This window comes from Nitrosomonas sp. PY1 (assembly GCF_022836435.1).
GTDB lineage: Bacteria > Pseudomonadota > Gammaproteobacteria > Burkholderiales > Nitrosomonadaceae > Nitrosomonas.
On sequence record NZ_BQXC01000001.1, the window covers coordinates 1,148,368 to 1,166,486 of the forward strand.

Here is an 18,119-nt window from a genome sequence, read left to right on the forward strand (position 1 = left end):
ACTTGTGCAAATGTTTCGGATGCATTTCACACTCGCTCACTAAAGCTTGTATCCACGATGCAATGCTACGATGCCTGCCGATAGGTTGAAATACTCTACAAATTCAAATCCGGCATCTTCCATTAGTTCTTTTAGCTCATGTTGGGAGGGATGTACGCGAATCGATTCCGCTAAATAACGATAGCTCTCGGCATCATTTGTAACCAACTTTCCCATCAATGGCAACAATTTGAAGGAATAAGCGTCATATATGGGCTGTAAGGGTTTCATGACTTTAGAAAACTCCAACACGATGACGGTACCGCCTGGTTTAATGACTCGCAACATCTCTTTCAAAGCGATATCTTTATGCGTCATGTTTCTGAGTCCGAAAGCAACGCAAACACAGTGAAAATAGTTATCTGGGTAAGGCAATTTCTCCGCATCGCATTGCGCTACAGGTGTTGGATTACCTTCGTCGATCAACCGATCACGACCGATTGAGAGCATTGAATTGTTGATATCGGTTAACCAAACTTCACCTGAATTACCTACTTTTTGTAGAAATAAAGCACTGAGATCTCCGGTTCCTCCGGCGATATCGAGTACTTTATCTCCCGACTTGACACCGCTGACTTCAATTGCAAAGCGTTTCCATAACCGATGCAGTCCAGCAGACATCAAGTCATTCATTAAATTGTAGCGGCCTGCCACAGAATGGAAAACTTCTGCAACCTTGTCTGCTTTTTCACTTTCTGAAACCGTGTTGAAACCAAAATGTGTTGTCTTCGTCATAATTGCTTATAGTTATTTGCAAGAGGAACAGGTTGTCGATTGTGATTGTACCGTGCTTTGAGGTTCTCGGCTTGCGCCTGCTTGTCCCATCCGTTGTAGATAACGTTGCCACATTTGCTCATAGTTCAATCCATAGCGATAGAGTAGATCCCAAGAATATAACCCAGTACTATGGCCATCGGTAAAATATAGTTGTATTGCATAATTACCAACGGGTGTGATTTTATGAATATTGACTAGGCTTTTTCCTGTTTGCAGCACCTCTTGTTCCGGGCTATGTCCGGAAACTTCTGCGGAAGGTGAGTAAACGCGTAAAAATTCGCAGGAGAAGTTAAAAATTTTACCATCCGAGAATGATATATCCAATACTCTGGATTTTTGGTGTAACTTGATTTCGGTAGGACGGGGTGTTTGATTAGTAAGTCCAGCCATAAAATATCTTCGTGTGTAATTGGATTATAAAATTGTGATAAACGTTACTTGAATCAAGTTGAGTATACAGTTTGCTAAAAGGGTAGTTTAAAACCCGGTGGTAAACCCAGGCCGCTGGTTAATTCCGCCATTTTGGTTTGTGTGGTCGATTCCACTCGGCGGACAGCATCATTAAACGCTGCTGCAACAAGATCCTCGAGCATTTCTTTATCGTCGCCCATGAGGCTGTTATCAATACTCACTTTTTTTACGTCATGGCGGCAGGTCATAATTACTTTGACCATGCCAGCGCCGGATTGACCTTCCACCTCAATGGCGGCAAGTTTTTCTTGCATCTGTTTCATGTTTTCCTGAACCATTTGCGCTTGTTTCATCATATTGCCAATATTGCCACGCATTTTAAATCTCCTTTATTTTTTAATTGGTTTAATCGAAGAAGTAACTAGTTTTGCATCAAAATTTTCAATCAATTGCTGAACGATGGGATCTTGTTCAATATGGGCAATCGATTGCGCTTGCTTTTCTTTAGCTTCGAGATTATGTGTTTCAAGCGGTGTTATCCCTGTCAGCGTACCGATATAAAAATTGAGTGTTATGGGTTTGCTAAAGTAATCATTGAGCGCAGTTTGAATTTTATCCTGATATTTTTTTTCTAGCAGATGCTTATGTTGCTCTGGTACGTAAATTTCTATTTTTTCTGTTGGTAAAAATTTTGCTTCGCTATGCTGGGCCAGCATTTTGGACATCCCAGACAGATTTAATTGGGATATTAATAATGTCCAATTCAAACTCTGAAAAGCAGTATTGTGCAAACTTGGGGTAGGGGGTGCTACCTTTTGTTCTACGGCTGAGGTGGACTTCTTGATTATCGCATTTTCAGGTTTATTCAAATCGCCTTTAGGTTGACTGGGTTTTTCATATTCATTTTTTGCCAACTCATCCGAGTTAAAAGCCAGCATACGCATCAGCGTCATAGTAAAACCAGCATATTCATCCGGTGCCAGGCTTAAATCGCTGCGACCATGCAATGCGATTTGATAAAATAACTGAATGTCCTCTGCAGAAAAAGCTTTTGCTAACAGTGCGATTGCTGGATATTCGTGTGCGTCACGATTGAGTTTGTCCGGTATTGTTTGTGCCAACGCGATGCGATGCAGAAGAGTAGCAAGATCTTGCAAAACAAGATCGAATGAAAGACATTGTGCTTCAATTTCATCAGCGATCGATAGCATCCCAGCGCCATCGCCTTGAGTTAAGGCTTTCAGTAAGTTAACGAGATAATCTTGGCTCGTGATGCCTAGCATGCTTTGGATGTTGTCTTCAGTGATATTCTCGCCACTGTATGCAATGGCTTGGTCTAGCAAACTCAAAGCATCACGCATGCTTCCTTGCGCTGCTCGAGCGATCAGTTGTAGGGCTGGAAAAGCATATGTTATGTTTTCTTGAGTGAGGACATATTTAAGATGATCGGCAATCTGCTGCTGTGGAATATGTTTTAAATTAAACTGTAAGCATCGCGATAAAACAGTTACAGGGATTTTCTGCGGATCGGTCGTTGCAAGTACGAATTTGACATGCATCGGAGGTTCTTCCAGTGTCTTCAACATCGCATTGAATGCGGATTTGGAGAGCATATGTACTTCATCGATCAAGTAAATTTTAAAGCGTCCGCTGGTTGGTGCGTATATCGCATTTTCGAGAAGCTCGCGCATGTTGTCCACTTGTGTGTTTGACGCGGCATCCAGTTCTACAAGATCAATGAAACTACCGGAATCGATTTGCATACAGATTGAGCAAATACCGCAGGGTTTTGCCGTAATGCCTGTTTCGCAGTTTAATGATTTAGCAAGAATTCGCGCAATCGTAGTTTTCCCAACGCCGCGTGTACCCGTCAGTAAGTAAGCATGATGCAATCGGTTTTGTTGCAGTGCATTGGACAGCGCCTTTACAATGTGCTCTTGTCCGGTGAGCTGTGAAAAGTCTTTAGGGCGCCATTTGCGCGCAAGGGCTTGAGTAGGGGACACGCTTCAGTGAACGGGATATAACAATGATCGATAATGAATAACTATTGATAAATAAATTAGGTGGCGAGCCAGACCCCCGGCACTCGCAATAAATAGCTGTGGCTGCTTCCTTCCGGACCTGACCAGGTTCACTACCTTGCAATGCGGGGAGGCCCGCCATTGATACAATCTCAATCTTTAAAAGATTTCGCAGTATATCAGGTGTAAATGAATTACGACAATTGAATATCTAGAAACGCCGGGTTGTATAAACTTTTACCTGAGAAAATTAAAAGGAGCTTCGTTTGGAAAAGTGTCGACATGATACGGTTAGGTGATTGATGGATAAATCATCTCATCAACTATTTATTAAGGCCAGTGATGTCAGCGCTTGGGTAACGTGTCATCGGCGCATATGGTTTGATAAGCACCAACCTATGGTTGAGTCCGAATTGGATGCCTTTACGCAATTCCTGTTTCAAGCTGGGTTGGCGCATGAAGCGGCTATTCTGGAGAAAATAGCGCAGCAACATCCGGTTTGCCGCGCCCAATCGATCGACCATACAATCGATTTGATGCGGCAAGGAGTGCCTGTGATTTATCAAGCCCGCTTGATAGATGTTGAAGCCGGATTAATAGGTTATCCGGATTTTCTGATACGCAACGATAATGGCGCTTATCAAGCGGCGGATGCCAAACTTTCATTGAGCGAAAATAAGAAAACAACCCAAATACAACTGGGTATCTATCGTCGTTTGCTGAAAAATGATTTACCCGCAATAGTTTATTTAGGGGATGGTCGTGTTGCGCAGTTAGGCGACGGTAATGTCGATGCTTTGGTGGATCAATTTTTTCACAGTATGCAAACCCTATTAAGTGACAATCAACCACCTATTGTTCGGTATAGCTATAGCCGGTGCGAGATTTGTCCTTATATTAACCGATGCTTGCCGGAGTTTATACACAAAGAAGATCCATCGTTACTTTATGGCGTCGATGGAAATATGGCGGATCAATTGGCACAAATCAATATTTCAACGATTTCTCAATTGGCTGATAGTGGTGCAAAATCGATACCTGATCTTCCGCACCTAAAAAGTGAAAAAAAGAAAAATCGAGCTATTTTACAGGCACGATCATATTTAACCGGAAAGCTATTTCAGCTCGATAAAATCGATTTACCGGGAGGCACATGGATTCATTTCGATATTGAAGATGATCCGATGACGAACAGTAGGAATCGTCATGTTTATCTCTGGGGTTTTCTGATTCCCTCCTATACCAAATCGTGTTTTGAATATGTATGGAGTGATGATGAAAGCACAGATTATGACGGATGGATGAGTTTCTTACAGAAAATTGAAGCATACCGCAATCGCTATGCGTCTATCGTGATAGCTCATTATTCCAATCACGAGAAGTCAACTATCAAGAAATATGCAGAACGCTACTCCATGCTCAACAATAACACCGTATCTTGGCTATTGGGCGAGGATAGCCCTTTGTTTGATTTGCAAAAGCCGATATTAAATAGTTTGGTGCTACCTTTGCAACGATATGGATTAAAAGATATCTGTAAGCATCCCGGCCTTGTCAATTTTCAATGGGAAAATGATGAATCGGGATCGCAATGGTCGGTGGTGCAATTCAAGCGCTTTCAATCAGAAGAGCATTTGGTGGCTAAAACTAACATTAAGGAAACAATCTTGAACTATAACCGTGATGACGTGATTGCTACGAGAAGATTGGAATTATGGATAAGAGAATTATCTGTGGATGGTCCCAAATAAAAAACGGCCCCTGATAACCGATGGGGGCCGTTTAATATACCGATCAATTATTCCTTACCGGCAGGAGCACCCATTCTGTCGCCTTTTTCATCCTGATACAGGCTTGGCGGTTTTGAACCAGGTTTAGGCTCACCACAGGCGGTTAGAAAAAGCGCTGCTAAAATCATCGCAAATATTGAATACTTCATTCAAAATCTCCTTTTCTATTTAAAATCAAAAACTACCTACAACTTATTAATGCTTTTTAACTCCATTGACTACAGGATAAAATCAAAATATACAAAATCTATCCTAATTATTTCGATTAGATTATTACATTAATTGAAACAACGCATTCGAATATACACTTTCAATTGTAAATTTATTGTAAATATTGCGATGCTTGTTAATTCATTTACTCAAAATAACAAGATAGCGCCTATAGTCTCACATTGAGAAACTGAGTTATACCCGCTTCCCATTTAAGGATAACACTAAAAAATCCCACATGGAATTAAAAAAAGCACTTATTAAATTAAAATTAGTTGTATTAATGTGATTTTCGAAATAAAAAATATAATTAAAGGGTTCTTTTTGAGAAAAAAAGAGGAAATATAGCTTTTATAAGTATTTGAGTTAAGTGTGCTCTCGCTATAATGATAGTCGCTGTTAATGGACGCGCTATTAACTTGAGTATTCATTCAGATTATTCGTGGTAGCGGCCTATGTTCTAAAATAAATTTAAACTTCTCTTTATAAGTGATTCAGGGTAAGGATACTAATAAGTTCTTATAAAATGACTACACAACCGACACTAAAGTTGGATGACGGCTTAGTTGATAACAAGATAGAAGAATTGTCGGTTAAAAACCGGTTATTAAACTTTATTGACAATAACCCTGATTTACCTACGCTAGGTAATTCTATTAGCGGTATCGTACAGCTTTCTTCTTCAGACGATCAGTCAACCGATCAATTAGCAAATTTAATACTTGCGGATGTCGCATTGACGCAAAAAATTCTTCGCTTAGCTAATACGGTAACTTTTCGTGGCACATCCAATCAGGTGGTTACAAACATTTCAAGAGCGATTCAGTTGTTAGGTTTAGATGCGGTTAAAGGATGCGCTTTAGCGATGATTCTGATTGATCGCATGCCGGGGAAGCACAGTCGCTTTGTTCGTAAGGAATTGATGTATGCTTTAACGGCTAGTCTTATCAGTCACAAACTGGCCAAGCAGAGTTGTTTTGCAAATGCGGAAGAGGTTGCTATTGCTGCATTATTCAAGAATATGGGGCGTTTATTAGTAGCTGCATTCGATCACGCTTTATATAAAGAGGTAATGGATCTCGTTAAATCCAAGAAGCATTCTCAAACACAAGCCTCCCTAAAGGTTCTTGGAATTAATTATGATGCCCTAACGGAGTTTGCCATGAAGCAATGGTCGATTCCTGAGGTCATCATCAATGCCATGAAATTGGTGCCAGCAAAAACATTAGCTGTGCCTAAGAATCGTCAAGAATGGATGAGGCAAGTTACCGAATTTAGCGACGCTTCCGCGCAATTTATTTCAGCCTCAGAAGAATCTGAGAAAGAAGCCTTCAATGAAAAATTATTAAAACGCTTTGGTAATTCTTTAAATATAGATGAAACCAAACTGGACATGTTGGTCTCAGAAGTCACTGAAGAAGCCCAAGTAATTAGTAGTCAGATAAATTTACAACTGTCTGAATCGGCGCAAGCTGAAGTAAAGGACGACTCAAAAGATTCTAACTTATCGAGTGATGAGTCTTATCCGAGTGGTAAGCCAGCTCAAGCACTCGAATTATTATTTGGCGGATTGCAAGCGGTTAATACTTTGATATCTACACCAGGCTATAAAATTAATGCGCTCATTTTACTTATTCTTGAGACCTTGTATAAAAGCTTGGGATTCAGTTTTGCGACCATTTGTCTCAAAGATATCAAAACCAATCAGTATCGTGCACGTCAATGCCTCGGTGGTAGAGATAGTGTAGAAGTACAACAAAATTTTGTTTTCTCGGATACGGCCTCCGATGTATTTGGCTTATCCATGAAAAAGAATGTCGATTTATTAATTACCGATTCCAAAGATAATAAAGTACAAAGTATGCTACCTGCGTGGCATTTGGAGCTATTCTCCGATACACGAAGTTTTATGATACTTCCGCTGATTGTCGAATCTAAACCGATCGGTTTATATTATTTTGATCGTCAGAATACGGCAGTAGGAGGAATTACTGATGACGAAATGAAGGTCATCAAGGAAATTAAAAAAGAGATATTGATCGCTCTAAAATCTTGGTTATAAGAAATGGTTTAAATGAAATTTTGGAGCGGATGCTGCACCGAGTTGATTGCAATGGATCCTCCAGACGCTCCATGCACATTTACCCATAAATGCGGCAAACCAAGTGCTTGTAGCCATGGGGATCCTTCCGCTTCTTTTAGCATACCAATCGTTGCGGCACTTCCGGCTACGACGCAAAAATCACCAACGACGCTGACAGCAGCCATGTAGTTAACGGGCCAACCGGTTTTTGGGTTCAACACATGGCCGTAGCGAACACCATTAAGTAGTATGCATCTTTCGTAATCACCACTGCTTGCGACAGCACCGGAATATAATTCCAAGGTAGTTAATCTCCCATCTGATTCGCGTGGATGGCGAATGGCTACGAGCCATGGGCTTTGGTCAAAATGTGGGCCGATAATTTTGATGTCGCCTCCCAGATTGATAACACCATGACGGATGCCATCTTGCCAGCATAATGAAGCTGCACGATCAACCGCATATTCTTTGACAATGCCACCAAAGTCAATTTCCATTCCGGCAATGGTAAAAGTCAACCTAGGTTTTTCCCAACGTAAGTGATGCCACCCGACGAGATTGAGTAACGCTTGTATCGTTGCAGGTTCTGGTATGGTGCCAGACTTGAAATTCCATGCCCGACGCAAAATTCCAGATGTGATATCGAAAAGTCCGTCACTTTGTTGGTAACAAGTTGCAGCATAGTCTAATAATCCCGCAGTTTCGTCATCTACATGAATAGATTTACCTTGTGCAGCGATACGATTTATTTTTGATAGTAAGCTATCTTCTCGATAGCGCGAGTACTTGGCTTCTAAGCGGTATACATCATCCACAGCGATTTTTGTAGCATGCCTGCCGGCTTTTGAGTTGCGGGCATAAAGCTGAATGGAGCAGGGCGACCCCATTGCTTTAAAATCATAATGATAGTAATTTAAGCGTGCCATGACTAATTTTTAATTTTCTGATTAGTATCAAGAATACTAAATTAAATCAAAGCATTGTTATGGTCAATTTTAGCTTGGCAAATGTTGTTAAAAATGATAGCTCCAAGTAGCTGCAAGCGAGCCTTTACGATCCAATTGGAATCCATTGAAATCATTTCTCACCGGTTGTATCCACTCAAAACCAAAACGATTACCTGCAAAACGCCCTTGCGGAATGGTGGCATTTAATCCAAATCCGATATCCCAAAATTGCCCACCGTAATTCTGTGGATAATCCATCGGACCAATATGTGAACTAGGGACATCGAAATCGTGCCGAATAGCATCCTGCCAAGTATAAATACCGCGCACTGATGCGGTTAACCACGGCACTAAGTCAATGCCTCCCCATGTGGAAGCTTGAAAAATATCGCCCAAGCGATAGCCGGATTTATTATTATCTTCCATACGTTTAGTGCCGCTAATTTGAGTACCCCATGACAATCGTTTTCTTTCACCGGTATAAGTCAAACTGGGCATGAAATCCCAAGTGCCGCTGCCGAGTTGCATGCCGAAGTGGATTAGGCCAGGATCGACGCGATGGGAGCGGCGTTGCTCGATGTCAACTTTACCCGTAGGCGCACTAAAACCAATATTGATATGTGCACGATGTCCGGGGATTTGAAATAATTTCACTAAAGCAGAAAAATAAACATCGCCAATTGCGCCTGTTTCATGTCCCGCAATACCGCTATGGCTATGTGATCCAGGTGGTTCGGGCGGTGTGGTGCCATCGAGTTTAAATAAGTTGCGCAGATTCATATCCATAGTCATAAATGTCGGCATCAGCATAACATTAAGCCATTTGGTAGGAGCGTACATGATATCGAGCATATGCATGTACATATTCATATGAGTCGGTGTAAATCGGCAAGGTATATCGCTACAGCCTTGGTCGATAATTGTTTGATCGATGACAGCATGCGTACCGTGATGCATTTGACCATTGGTTTTATTTAACATAAAGCGATAGCCAACCATGAAATCTCCCTTTTGATCAAGCATGTGACCAAACATGATGCCGGCTGGTGGTATCTTGTGAAAGAGATGCTCGGATGCGTGAGATCCGTTATGCGAGCTATGCGATGATGCAAAAGGCGATCCAGGTGCGTCGGTTCTTTCCATATCGAGCTTAATAGCTGCATTGGCGACATAGTAATCAAAATTGGCAAAACTAGTGCTCCCGCCACCGATTTCCATCGAGCTGGCACGTGTATAGTATTCAAACCCCGCTTCTAAATCGACGCCTTTCCACAAACGCTTTGTCAGTGTTACCCCACCACTCAACGCACCGAATCCTGCTAACCGATGATCGCTAGAGAAATTTTTGGGAAGCAAGCTGGCGTCGTAGGTAACGTATTGTGGTTGTGCGTTCTGAGCAATGGCATCGTCCACGAAATTACCATTTTGATCAACGAAACTAAAACCATCTGAAGAGAAATATTGCACGTTTGGATTGTCGCGATCAACATAGACTTGCCGCCCTTGTGTGTCCATCAGTGGTTTGCTAAATGCTTGTCGGGAAAATAAGTAATCGTGATAGAAGTTTGCGGCATCTTGTGAGTAATAGCGAATGCGAGGTGTTAGTGTCCAATTATTGCCTAATGGTTGAACCCAACTGCCATCAAAGGTATGGGTATTAATGCCCCAGTCGTCGACCGATAATCGATAACCTAAATGTAATGCGGCATTGAATGGACTGATATGGTGAATATATTTAGTATTCAGTGCGACTTGGTTACGAATGTTGGGCCGTTGTTCAATGAGTGCACGTACTTGACCGTTGATAAATTCAGTTTGCGGGTTATTCAAGTCATTAGGGTCAACGAAAATGACTGACATCACCTTGTAAGGATTTTCCATAAAACCATTACTATTCGTATAACCAATACTTGCATCAAGTAGAGAGTTTTTACTCAAAATCTGCGTGATACCTAGGTTGGCATACCAATCATGTCGATCGCCTAGGAGCACTTCTGAGCCGGACGCGCCCCCTTTTCTGATAATTTGATCCTGATAGGCAGTTTTCGTAATGTAAGGTAACGCATCATGATCTAGAATTGCACCGATATCGCTACTGGTATAGCTCCCGGTAAATTTTACCGTGGTAAGTTTTTGGTTGAAATCTAATCGCCCGCCAATGCTTCCAAAGGTGGATTTATAATCTCTCTCGCGAGAGAATCCTCCTGATACATTAATGGCAGCTTCATTCCATTCATGGCTTAAGCCGAAAATGGCTTGATGGCGCGTTTCAGGTGAAGCCGATGACATGACGTGTACGGAGCGCGTATCTACGGTATCTGTCAATTGCTTGGTAATAGGATTACGACCGATGGGATCCAAATTTCGGTCAAGCAATATATTACTGTTAATCAAGGGAGATGCCCCCACTACGACCTGATTAACGATTATTGGGCGGTTACCGCCATCGGTCGCCAGTGGCGTCGTGGTGATTGGAGTGGCGCCTGCCCAGGTATCTTGCGTATAGCTGAATGAGAACTTAGTGCGATCGGTTAATGAGAAAACGCCATTTCCATGCAAAACGTCTACACTGATGGATTTATACGGATTGGGTACTCCGTATAGGTTACGATAACCTTCTTCATAGCGGCCATATTGAAAATTGATTCGATCCCCAGGAGCTGTCAGAGCGGGGGATGAGGTCAATAAGCCAGGCAATACCAGTGCTGCTGACGTCAATGCATGTAATGCGCTTGATAATGCCTGAGAACAATCCTTGTTGACTAATGGAAATGAGATTTTGTGAGTGCGTTGCTGCAATTCTAAAAATACCTCGCGGATGAAGCATTATTACAAGCAGAGAAGATTGTTATCAATAGCAGCCGCAGCCGCCCCCGCTCGATGAAGAGCTATGACTCGGCGCTGCCTCACGACTACTATAGTTATGCGATTGGAATTCGCTTTGCAAAGGGTTAGGATCAATTTCCATGGAAGACTTGGCTAGATTGCCGCGTTCCCAGGGCGATACATTAACACAACCCATAAACCCAATGCATACAGCGATCAACAGCAATTTTTGTAGTAAGCGGATTTTCATTAAAATATATTTGGTAAATCTCTCAAGATCAAGCTATCGCGATTAAGGATTTTTAATAACGTCGGAAGAACTATTAGAATCCTCCAATAGTAACTCAGTTACCAATGTGCGTAATTGCTTTGATTCATCAGGCCGAAATCCTTTGTGGATATGACGGATGTTTCCTTGCCGATCAATTAAGTAAGAAGTCGGCATTGCCATGACATCGAATTCTTTTGCGCACTGTTTATTAGGATCAGCCGCAATAGAGAAGTTCACTGGAAATTTCTCAAGAAATTCCTGTGCATCAGTTAATTTCTCGTCTAAATTAACGCCAATTACATGCAGTCCTTCATTCTTTAATTCCGCTTCCAGTTGATTGAGAAATGGAAATGATTTGATGCACGGAGGGCACCAAGACGCCCAAAAATCCACATAGATCACTTTCCCTTTCAGTTCATTCAATTCCAGTATCGGATTGCCTTCCAGATCGGTCAACTCGCAAGCAGTAGAAACTTGCTTGAGATGATCGGCGTTGGCCAATTGAACCGTTGTAAAGGAAACGGCAAGAGCGATCACCATGCCTGTTCTTAGTAGGGAGCTCATGTTTTTTTAAGTATCTTCATAAAAAGCATCGAAATATAAAACTCAAGAATGCTATATTTAGGTAGCATTCATTTTAGTTATTTAGACTCCAAAATTGCCTAACTACGATATCTGTTTCAGTGTGTTCTCCACCTGGCAGACCATTATCAAGTTTACAGTGATATGAGACTTCAAAAGCACGCGCGCCTACTGCCGTTTTGTTGACGAGAAGTTGATAGGTGCCGGCACCGCCGTCTACCCGAGCATAGGGTGAAAAATCAAGATCCCCTGAAACAGGATCCGTGGTGCTATCTGCTATAGATCCTTTGATGATTTGTAAATTAACTTGTAATCCTGCAACAGGACCCGAGAGGTCTTTGACAGCAGCTTCAAAATGAGTCGATGAGCCGCCACAAGTTACCGTTGCGTATCCTAAAAAATCAGCTTGTTCCCCCATGACAGCGCTTGCCTCGTGCGCTTTGCTTATACTAGTGTATCCAATCGAAAGCGCTAACAAGGCAATTCCAGTGGATTGTTTGAGGTGGTATTTTCGCATGTTGTCTTCTCCTTGTGAGAATATTTATTCATGGTGCCCTTACTCTACCTTACAATCTCGTTTGAGCAAGGGCTTTTTTGGGTCAATTTTTATATTAAGGTGCAGGCCATACTTGTGCGCCATTGAGTTTTATCGGCATATCACGATTAATCTGCGCTGCAGAAGGTTTTATTTCAACAGTTTGTCCTGTTGCGCCACAAGATGCTGGTAGTGCGGCACGCATAAAGGTTAATGGTGCAGGACCGTCGTCTGCAGTTGGATTGGCAGGATCTACAGCACGGTCGTAGGGCGTGCCGAGATTATTGTGTGTCCAAAAATTGACAGTGTCTGCGCTAAATCCAGAAATCGATGTTATTTCACAAATATCCGCAATCGACACATAAACTTTTACGCTGGCTGCACATGAATCAGCTTTGAAAGTAGCTGCGCTGACTCTGAAAGGTATGAACCCAGCTAAGTTGTGTGGTAGCGAATCTCCACCACCCGCCCAAAACCCTAATACATTTCCTAGATTATCGGTTTTTTCATCTTGAAATTTGAAAACAGCTGTGCTGTATATTTTCTGATTGAGATTTCCCCAATTTTCGATGAAATCAGTGATTTTTCCACTATGGGGAGCGCCATCGACCGTAATGGTCGAATCCACGCCATCAGGAAATACGACACTGGTACCAATGACATTTCTTTCCCCGCAACCGTGACCGATTACAACGTTATTTGTAACTCTGACACCTTCGGTGACTTCCGGTACTTCCAATCGGGTATGTGCCAATGAACTCGTACTCATTAAAGCAATCGTTGATGTAATGAATGATGTCGCAATGAAATTTAGTTTATGATTTTTTTTGTACATAATGACTTCCCTTGAATTATAGTGTTTAATTAACTCTAAAACATTGCCATCTAATTAAAAATTGCTTATTTTTTATGTGGCTTATTTTTTATGTGGAGATATTGAGTAATAGCACATTAATCAGTAACCACTGTACAATTATCTTTTTCTGATATGAAAATAGCAATGCGACAAATTGTCGCACCTCTTTGCCTCGCTTGGTTTCAGATGATCTATGGATGTGATGGATCGCAGTCTAATATTGATTGAGATAATGCCGTTTATTGGATTTTATCGAAATGGATTCGTCGTGACGTCGTGAAATGAGGTATGGTATATGTTATTGAAAAAGGCAATTAAGGAATTTAACCTACAACTCGGTGACCGTGCATCACTCTTGGATACGAATCACCCAAGGATTGCAGAAAAGATTTTATTGCACTGGGGATACAAGGAATTTTATCCATTTATTGATAAATTATTATTAGTGGAAAAAGAACGGAGCAGGCAAGGATTTTCTTTGGAGGTGGTGGAAGAAATCTATTTATTACAGGAAATTCATGATAAAAAATTTCCTGCAACGAAGCCGCCTAGTGATAAATTTCAAAGTACATGGATATGAATTCCAATACGGTTAAATTTTTATAGAAAATTTGACTGCATCGTCTGTTTGGCGGCGTGATAAAATATGCGGCGTTAACTAAATATTACCGCTATGAGCTTTTCTGCAATTACCGCGCTATCTCCTTTGGATGGTCGTTATTCCAATAAAGTTGAGTCTCTCAGGCAGTACTTCAGTGAATTTGCTTTGATACGTTATCGCGTCCAAGTAGAAATTGCTTGGCTTAAGGCGTTAAGTCATGAGGCAAAAATTACAGAAGTTTCTCCGTTCTCAACGCAAGCGCATATATTTCTTGATCAATTGACAAGCAATTTTTCGATTGTTGAGGCAGAAGCTGTTAAAGCAATTGAAGCAACAACCAATCACGATGTTAAGGCCGTTGAGTATTGGCTAAAACAAACACTGATTAAGAATGATGAAATTGCACAAAGCATGGAGTTCATCCATTTTGCTTGTACATCAGAAGACATCAATAATCTTGCCTATGCGCTGATGCTCATGTTAAGCCGAGAGCGCGTGATGCTTCCGGCGTTAGATAGCATTATTGTTCACTTAGTAGAATTGGCTCATCAATTGGCTGATATTCCAATGCTTGCGCGAACGCATGGCCAACCGGCTACTCCTACAACGTTGGGTAAAGAGCTTGCTAATGTGGCTTATCGTCTACAGCGTGGGAGAAAGCAGCTGGCTGAAGTCATGATATTAGGTAAAATCAACGGTGCGGTTGGTAACTACAATGCGCACCTTTCCGCCTATCCTGATATCGATTGGGAAGCGTTTGCACGGCAGTTTGTCGAGAGGCTTGGTTTGCAATTCAATCCCTATACGACACAAATAGAGCCCCATGATATGGTGGCAGAGCTATTTGATGCGTATGCAAGAATCAATACGGTATTACTGGATTTAAGCAGAGATGTTTGGGGCTATATTTCGTTAGGCTACTTCAAGCAAAAAACCAAGGCGGATGAGGTAGGTTCTTCAACCATGCCCCATAAAGTCAATCCGATAGATTTTGAAAACGCTGAGGGGAACTTGGGAATTGCCAACGCCTTATTGCGTCATTTCAGTGAGAAATTGCCAATTTCACGATGGCAGCGGGATTTAACCGATTCCACCGTGCTACGAAATATCGGTGTTGCGCTGGGACATACATTACTGGCCTATGATTCTTGCTTAAAAGGATTAAATAAATTAGATGTGAACTTGAGTAAATTACATAGCGATTTGGATAATGCATGGGAAGTTCTCGCTGAACCCATCCAAACCGTGATGCGTCGCTACCGAATTGCAAATCCTTATGAACAGTTGAAAGCGCTTACTCGAGGTAAAGAAGGTATTACCCAAGAAACATTGCGGCAATTTATTATTGGCTTAGATATTCCAGAAATTGAAAAAACTCGCTTGCTTGCCTTGAGGCCCTCAAATTATCTTGGGGAATCGATAGCATTAGCGAAAAAAATAATAAAGTGATGTAATGCTTGGTAACCATTTAATAGGGCAGTACTTTTTAAGAAAATATAAATATTTTTTCTGAGGTCTTGAAATTTATTCGAACGACCTAACATAACCCAGACTAGAAATTAGGAGGCCCAATGCAAAGTCCAAAAAATTCAGAAAAAATAGATGGTAATAAATCATCGCATAAGGTTGATATCGATGAAACGAAAGTGCCTGGAATGACTAACGACGCAACCATTCCAACTGGGGAAATTAAAACATCTATACCTAATCTTGAGCAATTATTGAAAGAAGCTGAAGCGAAAGCATCGGAAAATTATGATGCGTGGATACGTGCAAAAGCAGAAATAGAGAATATTCGCAAACGTTCACAGAGCGATGTGGCGAATGCCCATAAATATGCGATAGAAAACTTTTCCAGTGCTTTGTTGGATGTGATGGATAGTTTGGATGCAGCGCTAGCAATCGATAATGCTACTGTTGAAAGTTATAAAAATGGAATGGAGCTAACGCACAAGCAATTGCATACTGCTTTTGATAAATTTGGTATTCACATTATTAACCCCAAAGAAGAAAAATTTGATCCTCACCAACATCAGGCGATGTGTATGATCGATTCGGATCTTCCGCCTAATACGGTGGTTCAGGTGATGCAGAAGGGTTATAAATTACATGATCGTATTCTTCGTCCTGCCTTGGTGTCGGTATCCAAAGCAGCAGAAGCTTGAGTTTATTAAAAGCGCCTCCATTTACGCATCAGCTGAGTGAATTTATTTTTATAAGGACTAAACATGGGAAAAATTATTGGTATTGATTTGGGTACAACGAATTCGTGTGTATCCGTAATGGAAAGTGGAAAACCCAAAGTTATCGAAAACTCTGAAGGTGCAAGGACTACGCCTTCCATAGTTGCTTATACTGAAGATGGTGAAATTTTAGTTGGCGCCTCAGCCAAGAGACAGGCTATTACCAATCCTAAAAATACATTATTTGCAGTAAAACGCCTTATTGGTCGTCGTTTTGACGAAGATATGGTGCAGCGGGATATCAAGATGGTGCCTTATACTATTGTTAAGGCTGATAATAATGACGCCTGGGTAGAAGTGCGTGGTAAGAAAATTGCACCACCGGAAGTTTCTGCACAAGTGTTAATGAAGATGAAGAAAACCGCAGAGGATTATTTAGGAGAATCAGTTACTGAAGCAGTCATTACGGTACCTGCTTATTTTAATGATTCGCAGCGCCAAGCAACGAAAGATGCTGGTCGTATTGCTGGGTTGGAGGTCAAGCGGATCATTAATGAACCAACGGCCGCTGCTCTTGCATTCGGATTGGATAAAAAAGAAGGTGATCGGAAAATAGCGGTTTATGATTTGGGCGGCGGTACCTTTGATATATCGATTATTGAAATTGCTGAGGTTGATGGTGAGCATCAGTTTGAAGTGCTAGCGACCAATGGAGATACTTTCCTTGGAGGAGAGGATTTTGATTTGCGTGTGATCGAATACTTAGCGGATGAATTCAAGAAAGAAACTGGCATTGATCTGAAGAAAGACATGTTAGCGCTACAGCGTTTGAAAGATGCTGCAGAAAAAACAAAAATTGAATTGTCTTCCAGTCAGCAAACTGAAGTGAATTTGCCTTATATCACTGCGGATGCATCTGGACCCAAACATTTGGCTGTGAAAATAACGCGTGCAAAATTGGAGAGCCTTGTTGAAGATCTGATTGACCGTACCGTTGGGCCGTGCCGTACAGCGATCAAAGATGCAGGTTTGACCGCATCTGATATTGATGATGTGATTTTGGTTGGCGGACAAACACGCATGCCGAAAGTGCAGGAGAAGGTAAAAGAGATTTTCGGTAAAGAGCCTCGTAAAGATGTTAATCCTGATGAAGCGGTTGCCGTGGGTGCTGCAATTCAAGGTGGTGTCTTGCAGGGTGATGTTAAAGATGTGTTGCTGCTGGATGTGACTCCGCTATCGCTAGGTATTGAAACACTGGGTGGTGTGATGACTAAACTCATTCAGAAAAACACTACGATTCCAACCAAAGCGCAGCAAGTTTTTTCTACGGCAGAAGATAATCAAACTGCGGTGACGATTCATGTTTTGCAAGGTGAGCGCGAAATGGCGTCGGGTAATAAGAGCCTGGGACAATTTAATTTAAGCGATATTCCTCCTTCTGTGAGAGGCATGCCGCAAATTGAAGTGACATTTGATATTGATGCAAATGGTATTCTGCATGTTTCGGCAAAAGATAAAGCAACGGGTAAAGAAAACAAAATCAAAATTCAAGCCAGTTCTGGTTTATCGGACGCAGAAATCGACCGCATGGTTAAAGATGCAGAAGCGCATGCTGAGGAAGATCATAAACTTTTAGAATTGGTTTCTAGCCGCAATCAATGTGATGCAATGATTCATTCTGTTAAAAAGTCTCTGAAGGAATATGGAGAGCAATTGGGTGATGAAGAAAGATCTAAAATCGAAACCGCATTAAAAGAAGCGGAGGATATACTTAAAACCGATAAAAAAGAAGATATCGATGCTAGAACGCAGGCCTTGGCTGAAGCTTCTCATAAGTTAGCCGAGAAAATGTACCAGAAAGAAGGCGATCAGCAAGCACAAGCTCAGGCAAGCGCTGGTGCTTCATCCTCGAATAAACAGGAAAAACCTGTTGAAGGTGAAGTTGTTGATGCAGAATTTGAGGAAGTTAAAGATAAAAAATAAGTTG

17 protein-coding genes and 1 other RNA gene are annotated in these 18,119 nt (G+C 41.5%); 6 read left to right on the top strand and 12 right to left on the bottom strand.

The window, feature by feature from the left end:
* Nucleotides 1–39: 39 nt before the first annotated feature.
* The 5 genes from ubiE to ffs all read right to left on the bottom strand — a co-directional run bounded on the left by ubiE (nt 40) and on the right by ffs (nt 3,388).
* Nucleotides 40–774 (bottom strand): bifunctional demethylmenaquinone methyltransferase/2-methoxy-6-polyprenyl-1,4-benzoquinol methylase UbiE, encoded by a 735-nt coding sequence (ubiE, locus tag W03_RS05435; RefSeq protein ID WP_244072006.1) that lies wholly within the window; start codon nt 772–774, stop codon nt 40–42.
* A gap of 12 nt (nt 775–786) precedes the next feature.
* Nucleotides 787–1,206 (bottom strand): gamma-butyrobetaine hydroxylase-like domain-containing protein, encoded by a 420-nt coding sequence (locus W03_RS05440; protein WP_244072007.1) that lies wholly within the window; start codon nt 1,204–1,206, stop codon nt 787–789.
* A gap of 74 nt (nt 1,207–1,280) precedes the next feature.
* The gene (locus tag W03_RS05445) at nt 1,281–1,604 is read right to left on the bottom strand and encodes a YbaB/EbfC family nucleoid-associated protein (RefSeq protein WP_244072008.1); all 324 of its coding nucleotides are present in this window, start codon (nt 1,602–1,604) and stop codon (nt 1,281–1,283) included.
* 12 nt (nt 1,605–1,616) lie between these two features.
* Entirely contained in the window at nt 1,617–3,230 is a 1,614-nt protein-coding gene (gene dnaX, locus W03_RS05450; RefSeq protein WP_244072009.1) for a DNA polymerase III subunit gamma/tau, read from the bottom strand.
* Between the two features lie 59 nt (nt 3,231–3,289).
* Nucleotides 3,290–3,388: signal recognition particle sRNA small type (ffs, locus tag W03_RS05455), an RNA gene on the bottom strand.
* Nucleotides 3,389–3,550: 162 nt separating this feature from the next.
* Between ffs and W03_RS05460 the strand changes: the two genes are divergently transcribed.
* Entirely contained in the window at nt 3,551–4,999 is a 1,449-nt protein-coding gene (locus W03_RS05460; protein ID WP_244072010.1) for a TM0106 family RecB-like putative nuclease, read from the top strand.
* A 47-nt stretch (nt 5,000–5,046) separates the two neighbouring features.
* Here the strand turns inward: W03_RS05460 and W03_RS05465 are convergent, their stop codons facing one another.
* The gene (locus W03_RS05465) at nt 5,047–5,187 is read right to left on the bottom strand and encodes a hypothetical protein (protein WP_244072011.1); all 141 of its coding nucleotides are present in this window, start codon (nt 5,185–5,187) and stop codon (nt 5,047–5,049) included.
* 587 nt (nt 5,188–5,774) lie between these two features.
* On the opposite strand from W03_RS05465, the gene W03_RS05470 reads away from it, so the two are divergent.
* Nucleotides 5,775–7,310 carry an HDOD domain-containing protein gene (locus tag W03_RS05470; RefSeq protein WP_244072012.1) on the top strand — a complete coding sequence of 512 codons (1,536 nt, stop codon included), beginning with the start codon at nt 5,775–5,777 and terminating at the stop codon, nt 7,308–7,310.
* Between the two features lie 8 nt (nt 7,311–7,318).
* On the opposite strand, the gene W03_RS05475 is transcribed toward W03_RS05470, so the two are convergent.
* The 6 genes from W03_RS05475 to W03_RS05500 all read right to left on the bottom strand — a co-directional run bounded on the left by W03_RS05475 (nt 7,319) and on the right by W03_RS05500 (nt 13,327).
* Nucleotides 7,319–8,257 (bottom strand): FAD:protein FMN transferase, encoded by a 939-nt coding sequence (locus W03_RS05475; RefSeq protein ID WP_244072013.1) that lies wholly within the window; start codon nt 8,255–8,257, stop codon nt 7,319–7,321.
* Between the two features lie 87 nt (nt 8,258–8,344).
* Nucleotides 8,345–11,077 (bottom strand): DUF3570 domain-containing protein, encoded by a 2,733-nt coding sequence (locus W03_RS05480; protein ID WP_244072014.1) that lies wholly within the window; start codon nt 11,075–11,077, stop codon nt 8,345–8,347.
* A gap of 52 nt (nt 11,078–11,129) precedes the next feature.
* Nucleotides 11,130–11,354 (bottom strand): DUF4266 domain-containing protein, encoded by a 225-nt coding sequence (locus W03_RS05485; RefSeq protein WP_244072015.1) that lies wholly within the window; start codon nt 11,352–11,354, stop codon nt 11,130–11,132.
* Between the two features lie 42 nt (nt 11,355–11,396).
* On the bottom strand, nt 11,397–11,939 hold the full coding sequence (locus W03_RS05490) for a TlpA disulfide reductase family protein (protein ID WP_244072016.1): 543 nt from the start codon (nt 11,937–11,939) through the stop codon (nt 11,397–11,399).
* Nucleotides 11,940–12,012: 73 nt separating this feature from the next.
* Entirely contained in the window at nt 12,013–12,474 is a 462-nt protein-coding gene (locus W03_RS05495) for a hypothetical protein (protein ID WP_244072017.1), read from the bottom strand.
* Between the two features lie 94 nt (nt 12,475–12,568).
* Nucleotides 12,569–13,327 (bottom strand): hypothetical protein, encoded by a 759-nt coding sequence (locus W03_RS05500; RefSeq protein ID WP_244072018.1) that lies wholly within the window; start codon nt 13,325–13,327, stop codon nt 12,569–12,571.
* A 316-nt stretch (nt 13,328–13,643) separates the two neighbouring features.
* On the opposite strand from W03_RS05500, the gene W03_RS05505 reads away from it, so the two are divergent.
* The 4 genes from W03_RS05505 to dnaK all read left to right on the top strand — a co-directional run bounded on the left by W03_RS05505 (nt 13,644) and on the right by dnaK (nt 18,115).
* Nucleotides 13,644–13,928: a hypothetical protein gene (locus W03_RS05505; RefSeq protein WP_244072019.1), complete on the top strand. Its 285-nt coding sequence runs from the start codon at nt 13,644–13,646 to the stop codon at nt 13,926–13,928.
* Nucleotides 13,929–14,021: 93 nt separating this feature from the next.
* Nucleotides 14,022–15,398 carry an adenylosuccinate lyase gene (gene purB / locus W03_RS05510; RefSeq protein WP_244072020.1) on the top strand — a complete coding sequence of 459 codons (1,377 nt, stop codon included), beginning with the start codon at nt 14,022–14,024 and terminating at the stop codon, nt 15,396–15,398.
* A gap of 122 nt (nt 15,399–15,520) precedes the next feature.
* Nucleotides 15,521–16,114: a nucleotide exchange factor GrpE gene (grpE, locus tag W03_RS05515; RefSeq protein WP_244072021.1), complete on the top strand. Its 594-nt coding sequence runs from the start codon at nt 15,521–15,523 to the stop codon at nt 16,112–16,114.
* Between the two features lie 63 nt (nt 16,115–16,177).
* Nucleotides 16,178–18,115, top strand: a complete 1,938-nt coding sequence (gene dnaK / locus W03_RS05520) for a molecular chaperone DnaK (protein WP_244072022.1) — start codon at nt 16,178–16,180, stop codon at nt 18,113–18,115.
* Nucleotides 18,116–18,119 lie beyond the last annotated feature (4 nt).